A 13,640-nucleotide genomic window follows, 5' to 3' on the forward strand; every position below is an offset into this window, starting at 1 on the left:
GAATTCGCAAGCACGCATGGGTGTTTTCCCGTTCGGCCAAGGTGTTTAAAAGATTCTGGGAGCGAGTCAAGGGAGCGCATCATTGCGTTGGTGCGCCGCGTCTCTTTCATGTGGCATCGCAACGGCAATTGCCACAACCACGCCGGTTATTAGACGAAAGTCATAATCCCAAAGCATCTCTCTCCTTGCCCTTGGAATTCTGCCAATCTGCGATAATGCGTCACCATATCCCGTGCCCAGGAGGGAACGGACACGGGGTCCCTGATGTCGCGAGTTTCATCTTGTTGGGAGGACGACAATGGCAAATGTCGCAACTGCGACTGACTCCAGGACCAAGCCGATGACGCCCGAAGAGAGGAAGGTGATCATCGCCTCCTCGCTCGGCACTGTTTTCGAATGGTACGATTTCTATCTTTACGGAACGCTGGCTGCGATTATCGGCAAGCAGTTCTTCTCGCAGTTTCCGCCGGCAACGCAGGCGATTTTCGCGCTGTTGACCTTTGCCGCCGGCTTTCTTGTCCGCCCCTTCGGCGCATTGGTCTTCGGCCGCCTCGGCGATCTCGTCGGCCGCAAATACACCTTCCTTCTCACCATCCTGATCATGGGCCTGTCGACCTTCGCGGTCGGCCTTCTGCCGGGTTATGACCAGATCGGTGTCGCCGCACCCATCATTCTCGTTGTGCTGCGCATGGCCCAGGGCCTGGCGCTCGGCGGTGAATATGGCGGTGCAGTGGTCTATGTTGCCGAACATTCGCCACGCAACAGGCGAGGCTTCTATACCGCCTGGATCCAGACCACGGCGACGATGGGCCTGCTCCTGTCGCTGTTCGTCATCGTGACCCTTCGCCTCAATATGGGCGAGGAAGCCTTCGCGACCTCGCAAAAACTCTTCTTCGGGCTCCAGGGCGGTTGGCGCATTCCGTTCCTTCTGTCGATCATCCTGCTCATCATCTCGATCTACATTCGCCTGCAGATGCATGAATCGCCGCTCTTCAAGAAGATGAAGGAAGAGGGCACCCAGTCCAAGGCACCGCTGTCGGAAGCTTTCGGCAACTGGACCAATGGCAAGATCGTGCTGATCGCGCTGTTCGGCCTCGTGATCGGCCAGGCGGTCGTCTGGTATACGGGACAGTTCTACGCCCTGTTCTTCCTGCAGACCGTGCTGAAGATCGACCTTTTGACAGCCAACGTGCTGATTGCCTGGGCACTGATCATCGCGACACCTTTCTTCCTGGTGTTCGGTTCTCTTTCCGATCGGATCGGACGGAAGCCGGTGATCCTGGCAGGCTGCCTTATTGCGGCACTAACCTATTTCCCGCTGTTCAGCGCCCTGACAACGGCCGCCAACCCGACCTATTCCAAGGCGATTGAAACCGTCAAGGCTGAAGTCAAGGCCGATCCCGCCACCTGCGGTTCTCTGTTCGACCCGGTCGGCATCCGCACCTTCACGACGCCTTGCGACGTGATGCGCCGTACCATGTCAAACCAGGCTTTCCGCTATACGCAGGTTGACGCACCTGCCGGTTCTCCGACGCAGCTCGTCATCAATGGCGGCGCCCCGATCGCCTTCACCGATGCTGCGGCCTTCAATGCAGCACTTGGCCCGGCTATGGTGGCGGCTGGTTATCCGGCGGCAAACGACCCGGCCAAGGTCAAGGTCACCGGCTTCTTTTCCGCCCTGGCCAGCGGTCAGTCGTTAACGGTGATCGCGATCCTGACGATCATGGTGATCTACGTCACCATCGTCTACGGCCCGATCGCGGCGGCACTGGTCGAGTTCTTCCCGACCCGCATTCGTTATACGGCCATGTCCCTGCCTTACCACATCGGTAACGGCTGGTTCGGCGGCCTCCTGCCGGCCACTTCGTTCGCGATCGTCGCCTCCACCGGTGATATTTTCGCAGGGCTTTGGTACCCGGTCATTTTCGCGCTTCTGACAGTCGTCATCGGCCTGCTGTTCGTCCGCGAGAAGCGGGACGTCGACCTCGCGCACTGAAGCAGGATCAGCAGATAAAAAGGGGCCCGGCACGATGTGCCGGGCCTTTATTCTTTTTGAAGATTATTGCGGAATTCGAGCCGGTATCCTTGATCCGGCAATGGCACATCGATTTGAATATTCAGTCTCCCCGCTTCGCAGGAACGCCCCGCGGCGGGAAGGGTAGAAGGCTCCAATCCGGTCGCCCCACAAGCGGTACCGGCCGGCGAAGCACCGGCCAGCCATCCAGCTCCTGTCGGAACAGCAAGCCGTAACGGGCAAACACGATGGCAGCCAGAATCGTGAACCAGGCGCCGAAGGCGAGCCCGGCGATGACATCGCTCGGATAGTGGGCCTCGACGATGACCCGTGAGAAGCCAAGCCACAGCGCCCCGATCAGCATATGGAGACGATAACGCGGGAAAAGCAGCGCGATTACCATGAAAATCGCGCCGACCGTCGTCGCGTGACCGGAAGGAAAGCTTTCGAAACGAGAACTGCCTGCAAACGGATGCAGGCTGAACATACCCCATTCCTCATAAAGACCCGGCCGGGCGCGGCCAATCGCCCGCTTTAGAAGATTGGCGAGAAGACCGGAACCGGCCACCGAAATGAACATAAAGGCCGCGACATGACTGACGAGCATGGCCTGAAACCTGCTCTTCAGCCCAGGCGCAAGGCGCACGACCGCAAGCGCTTCGAAAAACAGGATAACGCTCGCAAACAGGATCCATCCCGAGCTGCCGAAATCGGTCATCAGCCGACCAAGCGGGCGCAAGGCATTCGGTGTATGAACTCCATAGGAACCAACGGGCGCATCCAGAAGGACAAGCGCGATCAGGATCAGATTGACTGTAACGAAAGCGAAGGCCCAGAGACGCGGCAGCGGTGGAGACAGCCTGTATCGTTCGCGACGGAGCTTCAGTTTGTCGATCGTACGTTTCATCGATTCCCATTCGCAGAACAGATCTGGAGCATGTCTCTAACGGCTCTCGATATGGGGTATCAAGATGCGAAACGCCAGCCGGCCGATAAGCGGATTCAAGAAAGTTGGAGGCTTGGCTAACAGGTGGCCGTCATGCTCGGGATTGTCCCGAGCATCTATACACCTCGATCATGTTGAGACGGCGTAATCCTCGGGACAAGCCCCGAGGATAGTGCCGAGATCGCCTGAGCGCGAAGTTCAAACCGAGAGGCTGACGAATTCCTTGAGGATCGCGTCACCCATTTCGACCGTGCCGACCTGGCGCGCGCCGTCAGCCATGATGTCGCCGGTACGGATGCCCTGATCGAGCACGTTGGCGATCGCCTTTTCCAGGTTGTCGGCGTCCTTCACCATGTTGAAGGAGTAACGCAGGCACATGGCGAACGAGGCGATCATCGCGATCGGGTTGGCAATGCCCTTGCCGGCGATGTCCGGCGCCGAACCGTGTACCGGCTCGTAAAGCGCCTTGCGCTTGCCGGTCTTGGCATCCGGGGCACCGAGCGAAGCGGACGGCAGCATGCCGAGCGAACCGGTCAGCATGGCGGCCACGTCGGACAGCATGTCGCCGAACAGGTTGTCGGTGACGATGACGTCGAACTGCTTCGGAGCGCGCACGAGCTGCATGCCGCCGGCATCGGCCAGCATATGGTCGAGCTTCACGTCGGAATATTTTTCCTTATGTGTCGCCGTTACGACCTGGTTCCAGAGCACGCCGGACTTCATGACGTTGCGCTTTTCCATCGAGCAGACACGATTGCTGCGCGTGCGGGCCATTTCGAAGGCGACGGACGAGATGCGCTCGATTTCGTAAGTGTCGTAGACCTGCGTATCGATGGCGCGCTTCTGGCCGTTGCCAAGATCGGTGATGGTCTTCGGCTCGCCGAAATAGACGCCGCCGGTCAGTTCGCGGATGATCAGGATGTCGAGGCCTTCGACCAGTTCCGGCTTCAGCGAGGAGGCGTTCGCCAGTGCCGGGTAGCAGATCGCCGGGCGCAGGTTGGCGAACAGTTCCATGTCCTTGCGCAGGCGCAGCAGGCCGGCTTCCGGACGAACTTCGTAAGGCACGTCATCCCACTTCGGGCCGCCAACGGCGCCGAACAGAACCGCATCCGCAGCCATTGCCTTGGCCATGTCCTCTTCCGAGATCGCGGCACCATGCGCATCGTAGGCGCAACCGCCGACCAGGCCTTCGTCAAGCGCAAAATCGGCGCCCATGGCGTCGTTCATATGAGCGATGATCTTGCGGACTTCGCCCATGGCCTCGGGGCCGATGCCGTCGCCGGGAAGCAGGAAAAGGTTCTTTGCCATTCGTGTATTATCCTTGGACTCGGGGCAGGCTCGCCATCCTCCCGCACAAGCCTTGGGCCTGCACCTGGCAAAACCTCGTCCGAGCCTGCCGGAGGACGAGGCTGGAAAAGTTTTAAGAGTTTCCGGCGCCGATACGCGCCGTCACCTCGATCTCGATCTTCATTTCCGGCGTCGTCAGGCCGCAGACGACCATGGTCGCTGCCGGCCGGATTTCGGAGAACGTCGCGCCAAGCACTTCGACCACCGCATCGTAATCGGCCATGTCGACGAGGTAATAAGTGACCCGCAGGACGTCCTGAAGGCCGCTGCCGGCCTCCTTCAATGCCTTCTCGATCGTAGCGAGCGTATTGCGCGTCTGGGCCGCGACCTCTTCCGGCATCTCCATCTTGGCATAGTCGTAACCGGTCGTACCGGAAACATAGACTATGTCGCGATCGACCACCGCACGCGAATAACCGATCTTCGCTTCGAAGGGCGATCCGGAAGAAATGCGCGTGACCATCTTCGGCCTCTTTATCTTAGAGCCAGGGGCGTTCGGAACGGTTCTTGTTTTCGAAGCTGGAAATCACCGCATCGCTTTTCAGCGTCGAAGCGATGTCGTCCAGGCCTTCGAGCAGGATATGGCGGCGGCCGGGGTCGATGTCGAAATGCACCGAACCACCATCCGGACCGGTGATTTCCTGGGCTTCCAGATCGATCGACAGGATGGCGTTCGAGCCACGCTCGGCATCGTCCATCAGCTTTTCCAGGTCTTCCGGAGAAACGACGATCGGCAAGATGCCGTTCTTGAAACAGTTATTGTAGAAAATATCGGCAAAGCTGGTGGAGATCACGCAGCGGATGCCGAAATCGAGCAGCGCCCAAGGGGCGTGCTCGCGCGAAGAGCCACAGCCGAAATTGTCTCCCGCAACCAGAATCTTGGCATTGCGGTAAGCCGGCTTGTTCAGCACGAAATCGGGATTTTCCGAACCGTCATCCTTGTAACGGGCTTCCGAGAACAGACCCTTGCCAAGACCGGTGCGCTTGATGGTCTTGAGGTAATCCTTCGGAATGATCATGTCCGTGTCGATATTGATGACCGGAAGCGGCGCGGCGACGCCGGTGAGCTTGGTAAACTTTTCCATGATCTGCCTCCACATGGGACGAATATGTGGAAGCTGCCATAAAACAAATCTGCGCGGATTTGAAGACCTGTTTGCCGTGAAGCGGTACGCTCAAGCGCCGGAAACCGGCGCTTTTGGTCCCTTAAGTGGGACGAACGATCAAAGATCGATAATCGTGCCGCGGCCGTCGTTCCAGACGCGCATCTCGCGCTTGTTTGCTTTCGCCCGCACAGGAGCCGGCTTCAGACGCATGGAAAGCGCACGGCCGATCGAAAGAAGTGCGAGGATACCGGCAAATGCGACGGTCAGCGAAGCCGTCAGAACTGCGCCCATGGCGAGGAGGGCGATTGCCGAAACGATGACGAAGAATGCACGAATGTTTTGCATGATGGTCTATACCTTTCTCGCCTAGGAATGTGGGGCCTTACGCCTTTTCTTGCAAGGGCTTTTGCATCGCGCGGGTATTGCCGCAGACTAAAAACATTGTCAGAAAGCCGTGATGACTTCCTTGACCGATATCAAATCTCGCTCGATGACCTTGCGGCGCTCTATTTTGAGCGTTCCAGCCGGAAACGCGAGGGCTTTGGAGAAGGTTCCGGGCCTTGATTGCGACGCCTTCATCCTCGATCTGGAGGATTCGGTCGCACAGGAAAAGAAGACCGAAGCCCGCGACAACTTGCGCCGGTTCTTCAGGCAAAGCCCGAGGGATCGCTCAGACGAACGCCCCACGAACCGCGAATCGATCATCCGAATCAATCCGCTCGAAAGCGAATTCGGCCGTGCCGACATGGATCTCGTTCTCGACGTTGCCCCGGATGTTGTGCTGATCCCCAAGGTCGAACGTGTCGCCGAAATCCAGGCAGTCGCCGATATTCTCTCCGAAGCTGGCGCACCCGATACGCTTTCGATCTGGGCGATGATCGAGACGCCGAAGGGTGTTCTGAACGCCCCGGTCATCGCCGGCGCCGACGAACGGCTGAAATGTTTCGTCGTCGGCCTCAACGACCTGCGCAAGGAAACCAGCGTCTTGGCCCTTCCCGGCCGCACCTATCTCGTGCCCTGGCTGATGCAGGTCGTGCTGGCCGGCCGCGCCTACAACATCGACGTGATCGACAGCGTCTTCAACGATTTCAGGGATGCGGAAACTTTTGACGCGGAATGCGCTCAGGGCCGCGCCATGGGCTTTTCCGGCAAGATGCTGATCCATCCGGCCCAGATCGAACCCGCCAACCGGCATTTCGGCCCTGATCCGAAGGCGGTCGAGGAGGCGGAAGCGATCATCGCCGCCTTCGCCCAGCCGGAAGCGCAATCCCTCAACGTCATCAATCTCGACGGCAGAATGGTCGAGCGGCTCCATCTCGTCGAGGCGGAAAAGCTCGTCGCTCTTGCCCGCAGCATCGCAGACAGAAAGAAGGCATCATGAAACTCTACCGCTTCCTCACCGGCCCCGACGACGCATCCTTCTGCCACAAGGTTTCGCTGGCGATATCCAAGGGCTGGGAATTGCACGGTTCGCCGACCTATGCCTTCAACGCCACGACTGGCGAGATGCAATGCGGCCAGGCGGTCACCAAGACCGTGCACGGCAAGGATTACGATCCAGGCATGAAACTCGGCGAGCAATAATTAGATCAAGGAGAATTTCAGCGCTGCGCAGCCGCGTCGGCGCTGGCTTCGATCCGCTCCATGTCGTCATCGGAAAGACCGAAATGGTGGCCGATTTCATGGATTAGAACATGGGTGATGATGTCGCCCAGCGTTTCCTCGTTTTCCGCCCAATAATCGAGGATCGGCCGGCGATAGAGCCGGATGCGGTTGGGAAGCTCGCCTGTTTCCATGTTGAACCGCTCGGAAATGCCACGCCCTTCGAACAGGCCGAGCAGATCGAACGGCGTTTCCAACGCCATGTCCTCGAAAACTTCGTCATCCGGAAAGTCTTCGATCTCGATCGTCAGATTGGTCGTGAGCGCCCGAAATTCTTCCGGCAGGTGACCATAGGCTTCGATCGCCAGCGACTCGAATGCGCTGATCGTCGGCGCGTGTCGGTCTCGCCAATCGTCGGTCTGGTCAATGCGGGCCATGGGCTCTCCTTCTCGTCAGGCCGATATAGTGCCTTTGGCGATATTTTTCGAGAGAAGAATCATCGGCCTAGGCGGACAGGAAAAGATTCCTGCAATTCCGCTGTTGACTCTTTTCCGGGCTCGGGAATCTATAAGAACATAAAGAGAACATGATGAATGGAGCTGACGCCATGGCCGGGAACGCCAGGGCGCAGGAGACGATTTTTGCCCTGCGTGAACAGATCGCCAAACTGGAAGGCAGGCCCCTGCCCGCACTTGCGGCTGCAGAACAGGCAGACCTTGCACAGGATCCGGAAAACCACGCTTCCCGACTGGATCAGCCTCGCCTTCTCCTTGGCGTGGACGCAGTGGATAACGCCCTGGAAGGTGGCCTCCCTTTGGACGGCATGACCGAAATCCGCACCACGCTGACGGCGGATACGGGCCCGGCAACCGGCTTTGCCCTTGCTCTCGCATCCCAACTGAAAAAGCAGGAGGATGCCGATGCACCCATTCTCTGGATGGGCGATGTCGTCTCCACGCAGGAAGGCGGCGCCCCCTATCCACCGGGTCTCAAACAGTTCGGGCTGAATCCGCAAGACATTCTCTATGCATCCCCCCGCAAGCTGGAGGATGCCCTCTGGCTGGCCGAAACAGCGCTGGTCAGCGGCGCTCTTTCTGCCACCATTTTCGAAATCCGGGGCAACCCCAAACATTTCGGCCTGACTGAAAGCCGGAGGCTCGCCCTCCGGGCAAAGACGGCGGGGCGACCGCTTTTTCTTCTCAGACATGTAGCAGCAGAGGAAGCGAGCAGCGCCTCCTTCCGTCTGCTTGTCGAACCGGCGCCAGCCGCCGGGCGGCGCCTTCCTGATGGCAGCGTGCTTGGCGGCAGCATCGGCCATCCCGTTTTCCGGCTAACCCTGGAGAAGAGCCGCAACCCGGCTCCTCTCTCCTTCCTCCTGGAGTGGAACCCCCATGACCGTCAATTTTCCCTCGGCCCAGACACAGATCGGGACACAGGCGAGGCTTTCACTCACGGCAACTCACCAACGCATCCTGGCACTCGTCTTTCCGCATCTGCCGACCGACAGGATCGCCCGAAAACTCTGGGGTCCGTCGTGGCGTTCGAACAGGCGTCCTGAGCACCCGCCGATCCTCTGCGCTGGGCGGCGCGACAACGCCATGCGTCTGACGGCGCTCGACGAGGTTTGCGAACGCATCGGGCTGAAACGCGGCCAGGGGCTTGCCGAAGCCCGTGCCATGTTTCCGAAGATCGACGTCATCGACGAGGACGAGAGGGCCGACGCGGCACTTCTCGAAGCGCTTGCGGACTGGTGCGACCGCTATACGCCGCTCGTGGCGCTGGACGGCAAGAACGGTCTTTTCCTGGATATTACCGGCTGCGCCCACCTTTTCGGCGGCGAGGAAGCGCTGCTCGGAGATATTCTGAAGCGGCTCCATCATATGGGCTTCGACGTCAAAGGCGTGATCTCCTCCTCTCCCGGCTTGTCCTGGGCCACGTGCCGCTTCGGAAAAGCGGGGGTGATTCCCGAAGGTCTGCTGGAGGAAGCGCTTGCCCCCCTACCGGTCAATGCACTCAGGATCGGCGAAACCACCATCGCTTCGCTCCATAAACTCGGCCTGAAACGCATCGGCGATCTTTTGACCATGCCGCGCGCGCCGCTTGCCCGCCGCTTCGGCACGCAGTTGCTGCTGAGGCTCGATCAGGCGCGCGGCGCCAACGAGGAAGCGATCTCCCCTCGCCGCCCGGTCTCAGCCCTTTCCGCGGAACGCAAACTTACCGAACCAGTCGCAGCGGAAGATCATATCCTTGAGTTAACCCGCCATATCGCCACCTCCTTGAAGTCTGGCCTCGAAGCCCGAGGTGTCGGCGGGCGAATGTTCGAACTCGTCCTGTTTCGGGTCGATGGGCGCGTCTTCCGCATCACCGCCGGCGCCTCCCAGCCGCTTCGTGACCCTGCCCGTATATCCGCTTTGTTCTCCGAGCGACTGACCGCCGTGCATGACGACCTCGACGCCGGCTACGGCTTCGAACTCCTGCGCCTCAACGTGCTGCAGCACGACACCTACAAGACGACGCAGGGTGACTTTACCGGCGAAGGTGAGGGGGAGATTTCGCTCGCCGACTTCATCGACAAGGTTTCGGCCCGGCTTGGTGTCGATTGCCTGCAGATAGCCATACTACGCCAGAGCCACGTGCCGGAACGGGCAATGATCTTTGCGCCGGCGATCACGACGCCCTCCGCGCCTGAGAAAACGGCATTCCCATTTCCGTTCGCACCTAGAACAGACCGTCCTCTGCGCCTCTTTCGTCATCCGGAGGAAGTGAAGACCTTTGCTGCGACAGTCCCCGACGGCCCGCCGTCGCGTTTCCGTTGGCGGCATGTGGTGCACACGGTCATCCAGGCAGAGGGTCCGGAACGGATTGCCCCTGAATGGTGGCTAGAGGAAACCGACGTTCCGGAACGGGACTATTTCCGCCTGGAAAGCAAAGCCGGCCGCCGCTTCTGGATTTTCCGCGAAGGCCACTATAATGCCAAGGAGGATGCCCCGACCTGGCGCATGCACGGGCTCTTCGCATGATTCCGGACACTCCCGCTTTCTTTGAGATCGGCGCCAAGACGAATTTTTCGTTTCTGGAAGGCGCTGCACGCCCTGAAGAGATGGTTTTCGCCGCAACAGCGCAGGGTCTTTCCGGCCTTGGAATCGCCGACCGCAATTCGGTGGCCGGTGTTGTCAGAGCTTTCACCAAGGTCCGAGACATGAAGGCACGGTTCGAACGAGCCGAAAAAGTCGGACCGGAAGAAGTGCTGAAGGAGAACCCCGAACCTATCCTCTGGCCTGTATCTGTTCAGCCCGGAGCCCGTCTCGTATTCTCTGACGGCACACCGGATGTGCTCGCCTATCCCGAAAATCGAAAGGGATGGGCCAACCTTTGCCGTCTCATCAGCCGCGGAAATCTCAGAACGGAAAAGGGCTCCTGCATTCTCGAGGAATGGGACCTTCTCGAATGGTGCAAGGATATGAGACTTGCCGTCGTTCCGGATTTTTCCCGCGCGGAGGACGCTGCATATCTGGTCGATCTGAGAAAAAGACTTGATCGCTATCGCAAGACGTTTGGAAAGAGCATCTATTTTGCTCTGGCGCCGACCTATGACGGACGCGACAAACTTGTATTTGCGGCTTTCGCTGAAGTTGCCTCGCAAAGCCGCCTGCCGCTGCTCGCAACCAACCTCCCGCTTTTCAACTTCCCATATCGACGCCCGCTTTCGGACGTGGTGACCGCCATTCGAGAACATGTAACCGTCCAGGAGGCGGGTTTCCGTCTGGCTCCGAATGGAGAACGCTACATCAAGCCGGCCGCTGAAATGGCCCGGTTGCTGCATGCCTATCCGGATGCCGTTGCCAATACGGAGAGATTTTTCAGGCCGTTAAAATTTTCAGTTGAGGAATTGAGCCACAACTATCCCGATGAAAGCATGCCTGGAGAAACGCCATTCGAAACATTGAAGAAGCTCGCCTACGAAGGCGCTAAATGGCGTTATGGCGAGATTCCAATTAAAATTGAGAAGCAGATAATATACGAACTGAACCTTATCGAAAAAAAGCAATACGCACCTTATTTTCTAACCGTCCGAAACATCATGGAATTTGCCCGCGGAGCAAATATCCTTTGCCAGGGCCGCGGATCTGCAGCTAATTCTACGATTTGTTACTGCCTGCGTATAACCGACGTGGATCCTAATAAAGTTTCCCTTCTTTTCGATCGCTTCCTTTCAACGGATCGTAATGAGCCGCCCGATATCGACGTCGATTTCGAGCATGCGAGGCGTGAGGAGGTAATCCAGCATATTTATCGAACCTATGGCTTTCGTCACGCAGGACTGACAGCAGCGGTGACAAGTTACCGCACACGCATGGCTGGCCGTGAAGTCGCCAAGGCATTCGGACTATCAGAAGATGTACAAAATGCGCTTTCCAGTACGGTTTGGGGATGGTCGGAAGAAGGCACGTCAGAAAGAGAAGCAAAGGCTGCCGGTCTCGATATAAACGACTTCACCACCAAGCAGGTCCTGACACATGCGGGGGATTTGATGGGCTTCCCACGTCATCTAACCCAGCATGTCGGCGGCTTTGTCATAACGCGAGATCGGCTTGATGAAGTTGTGCCGATCATGAAAACAGCGATGCCTGGCCGTTACATGATCGAGTGGGACAAGGATGATCTGGATACGGTTGGCATCCTTAAGGTCGATGTTCTGGCTTTGGGCATGTTGACCTGCCTTGCAAAGACCTTTGATCTTCTTTTGCACCATTACGATGTGACGAAAACTCTGGCCGATCTTGGCAACAAGGATCATGAAGACGGCGAACCGGTCTACGACATGATCTGCCGCGCCGACACGATCGGAGTTTTTCAGATCGAAAGCAGGGCGCAAATGAGCATGTTGCCCAGGCTCAGGCCTCGCAAGTTTTACGACCTTGTCATCGAGGTGGCTATCGTTCGCCCCGGTCCCATTCAAGGAAACATGGTTCATCCATATCTGCAAAGACGGGAAGCCGCACGCAGAGATGAGAATTACAAGATCGAATATCCCAAGGATGAAATGATCCCAATCCTGGATCGGACGCTGGGCGTGCCTCTGTTTCAGGAGCAGGCAATGCAGATCGCAATCACTGCAGCAAAGTTCCCGCCGGAAAAGGCCGATAGTCTGCGCCGCTCGATGGCAACCTTCAAACGCTCTGGACGTGTAAAAGAATTTGAAAGCGATATGATCAATGGAATGGTATGCAGGGGAGATCCGAGAAAATTTGCGGAGCGCTGCTTCAATCAGATCAAAGGCTTTGGAGAATATGGCTTTCCCGAAAGCCACGCTGCCTCTTTCGCTTTGCTGGTTTACGCATTCTCTTGGATCAAGACCTATTATCCGGACATCTTCCTGGCTGCGATGCTTAACTCCCAGCCAATGGGATTCTATGCGCCGGCACAGCTCGTTCGGGATGCCCGCGAGCATGGGGTCAAGATCCTTCCGGTGGACGTCAACAGCTCGCAATGGGACTGCACGCTGGAAGACGCCGCTTTCGACAAATGGGCGATCGACCGGCGCCATGAGTCCATGCGCGATATCATCAAAACCAGGCATGCGGTCCGGTTGGGGTTCCGGCAGGTCAAAGGCCTGTCGGAAAAGGATGCGATCGAAAAAATCATCGCCAATCGCGGAGAAGGTTACAGGTCCGTCCATGATTTCTGGCTGCGGTCGGGCCTTGATAAGTCGGATATCGAGCGGCTGGCGGATGCCGATGCTTTCGGTAGCATAGGCCTGTCTCGACGGCAGGCGATCTGGGCTGTACGCGGCCTGGATACCGGCAAGGTTTCGCAGCGCCTGCCCCTGCTGGAAGTGGCGGATCATGCCGATCTCAGGCCGGAGCCCAAGACGAAACTGCCGGAAATGTTACTCGGCGAAGAGGTGATCGAGGATTATCGGTATCTGAAACTGTCGCTTAAGGCCCACCCGGTCTCCTTCCTGCGGGATGAATTCAGGTCGATGGGCATCACCCGCAGCGTCGATCTTCTGACGGTTCCGAACGGAAGAAGGGTCACGATCGGTGGGATCGTGCTGGTGCGCCAGCGGCCCGGCTCTGCCAAGGGCGTGATCTTCATGACGCTCGAAGACGAAACCGGGGTCGCCAATGCGATCGTCTGGAAAAACACCTTCGAGAAATATCGTCCCGTCGTCATGGGCGCCCGGCTGGTAAAAATCCACGGCAAGCTGCAGAGCCAGAGCGGCGTCATCCATACGGTCGTCGAGCATATCGAGGATATTACGCCGATGCTCGGCCTTCTCCAGAAGGAAGCCCGTCGTTTCGGCGTCTCTCCGCGTTCCGACGAAGCCCTGCAATCGAGCGATGATCACCGACAGAAACGGCGATCCAACGGCATGGAGGAGGCAAGGCCAAGATCGCGAACGGAAATCAACCCGGTGCAGTCCTATGATACCCCGCCCGGCAGCGTCATGCCCAAGGGCAGAAACTTCCATTGATCTTCCCGAGCGACATCGACGGCAGTGCATATGTTTATGGTAGGCCCACCGAGAAGACGGTCTGCGTGACTGCCTGATCCGACCCGGCTCCGGATACTCCGGCTTAGACAATGGAATGAGCGCGGGAACGCGCCCTCATTCGAGCTC

At 58.3% G+C, this 13,640-nt stretch carries 12 protein-coding genes; 6 read left to right on the plus strand and 6 right to left on the minus strand.

The annotated features are described in order from the left end of the window. The first annotated feature begins 298 nt into the window (after positions 1 to 298). Positions 299 to 1,996 (plus strand): MFS transporter, encoded by a 1,698-nt coding sequence (locus KX729_RS23835; RefSeq protein WP_219744985.1) that lies wholly within the window; start codon positions 299 to 301, stop codon positions 1,994 to 1,996. A gap of 121 nt (positions 1,997 to 2,117) precedes the next feature. Here the strand turns inward: KX729_RS23835 and lpxE are convergent, their stop codons facing one another. From lpxE to KX729_RS23860, 5 genes are all read right to left on the minus strand, one after another. Next, complete coding sequence (gene lpxE / locus KX729_RS23840) at positions 2,118 to 2,921, minus strand: lipid A 1-phosphatase LpxE (protein WP_219744986.1); 804 nt, start codon at positions 2,919 to 2,921, stop codon at positions 2,118 to 2,120. Positions 2,922 to 3,158: 237 nt separating this feature from the next. Further along, on the minus strand, positions 3,159 to 4,268 hold the full coding sequence (leuB, locus tag KX729_RS23845) for a 3-isopropylmalate dehydrogenase (protein WP_219744987.1): 1,110 nt from the start codon (positions 4,266 to 4,268) through the stop codon (positions 3,159 to 3,161). A 112-nt stretch (positions 4,269 to 4,380) separates the two neighbouring features. Next, entirely contained in the window at positions 4,381 to 4,770 is a 390-nt protein-coding gene (locus KX729_RS23850) for a RidA family protein (RefSeq protein WP_219744988.1), read from the minus strand. A 16-nt stretch (positions 4,771 to 4,786) separates the two neighbouring features. Further along, entirely contained in the window at positions 4,787 to 5,392 is a 606-nt protein-coding gene (leuD, locus tag KX729_RS23855) for a 3-isopropylmalate dehydratase small subunit (protein WP_219744989.1), read from the minus strand. A 138-nt stretch (positions 5,393 to 5,530) separates the two neighbouring features. Then, positions 5,531 to 5,758, minus strand: a complete 228-nt coding sequence (locus KX729_RS23860; protein WP_219744990.1) for a hypothetical protein — start codon at positions 5,756 to 5,758, stop codon at positions 5,531 to 5,533. A 112-nt stretch (positions 5,759 to 5,870) separates the two neighbouring features. On the opposite strand from KX729_RS23860, the gene KX729_RS23865 reads away from it, so the two are divergent. Further along, positions 5,871 to 6,794, plus strand: coding sequence for an HpcH/HpaI aldolase/citrate lyase family protein (locus KX729_RS23865; protein ID WP_219744991.1), 924 nt, complete (start codon positions 5,871 to 5,873; stop codon positions 6,792 to 6,794). Next, complete coding sequence (locus tag KX729_RS23870; protein ID WP_219744992.1) at positions 6,791 to 6,997, plus strand: DUF1737 domain-containing protein; 207 nt, start codon at positions 6,791 to 6,793, stop codon at positions 6,995 to 6,997. Before KX729_RS23865 ends, KX729_RS23870 begins: the two co-directional genes overlap by 4 nt. A 17-nt stretch (positions 6,998 to 7,014) precedes the next feature. On the opposite strand, the gene KX729_RS23875 is transcribed toward KX729_RS23870, so the two are convergent. Continuing rightward, positions 7,015 to 7,452: a metallopeptidase family protein gene (locus tag KX729_RS23875; RefSeq protein ID WP_219744993.1), complete on the minus strand. Its 438-nt coding sequence runs from the start codon at positions 7,450 to 7,452 to the stop codon at positions 7,015 to 7,017. Positions 7,453 to 7,622: 170 nt separating this feature from the next. On the opposite strand from KX729_RS23875, the gene KX729_RS33665 reads away from it, so the two are divergent. From KX729_RS33665 to KX729_RS23890, 3 genes are read left to right on the plus strand one after another with little or no spacing between them, the layout of a single operon-like run. Continuing rightward, positions 7,623 to 8,573 (plus strand): ImuA family protein, encoded by a 951-nt coding sequence (locus KX729_RS33665; protein ID WP_246617824.1) that lies wholly within the window; start codon positions 7,623 to 7,625, stop codon positions 8,571 to 8,573. A gap of 40 nt (positions 8,574 to 8,613) precedes the next feature. Then, entirely contained in the window at positions 8,614 to 10,035 is a 1,422-nt protein-coding gene (locus tag KX729_RS23885) for a Y-family DNA polymerase (RefSeq protein WP_219745096.1), read from the plus strand. Then, entirely contained in the window at positions 10,035 to 13,493 is a 3,459-nt protein-coding gene (locus tag KX729_RS23890) for an error-prone DNA polymerase (protein WP_219745097.1), read from the plus strand. The genes KX729_RS23885 and KX729_RS23890 overlap by 1 nt, the downstream gene beginning before the upstream one ends. Positions 13,494 to 13,640 lie beyond the last annotated feature (147 nt).

The sequence above is a fragment of the Neorhizobium populisoli genome, assembly GCF_019430945.1.
In the GTDB taxonomy this organism is placed as follows: domain Bacteria; phylum Pseudomonadota; class Alphaproteobacteria; order Rhizobiales; family Rhizobiaceae; genus Neorhizobium; species Neorhizobium populisoli.